The organism is Synechococcus sp. H70.1, assembly GCF_047502705.1.
In the GTDB taxonomy this organism is placed as follows: Bacteria; Cyanobacteriota; Cyanobacteriia; order Thermostichales; family Thermostichaceae; genus Thermostichus.
The window spans coordinates 1-542 of sequence record NZ_JANSIV010000153.1; the positions used below are offsets into that span (position 1 = coordinate 1).

The window sequence follows — 542 nt, forward strand, 5'->3', positions numbered from 1 at the left end:
TGCTCAGGCTTTGATTAGCTACGCCAAGCGCTACGCTCCGGATCCCAACTTTGTCATGCTGCGCTTGTCCCTGAAAACGGGCATTGACCGCAACCGCCTTGAAAAAGGCACCCTGAACTCCCAGGAGCTCCACATTCTCCACAAAGCGGTATCTGACGTATTGGGGGTAGAGCACTTGCCTATTGCTTTTCCCAACACTCATTCTCGTTGAGCCAACACAACATGGCTTACGCTACGCTGCGCGAACCGATAGCTTACGGGCTTCCTGCTTCCCAGACTTATTTTTTGGTACAGAGGCCGCAGCGTTCTGCCGCCGTGCGACCCACGGCGGGAAACTCTCCAGAGATTTAACTTGTTCTCCTCAATTGCAGCACAACGGCTTTCATCCCGACACTGATTTGCTCTTGAGTAAACCCAATATGGCTTACGCCACCTACGGAACACAAATACAGTGCAGTGCTTCCCGTCGATTAAGCTAAAGGCTAAAGTTGTGGGAGTCGTTAACTGTTCTCCCTTCCTATCCCCTCGAGCTCAGGCCATCT

1 pseudogene is annotated in these 542 nt (G+C 52.2%); it reads left to right on the forward strand.

The features are described 5' to 3' along the window. Positions 1–211, forward strand: a pseudogene (locus tag NW827_RS10325) (hypothetical protein); the annotation flags it as partial. Positions 212–542: the final 331 nt, after the last annotated feature.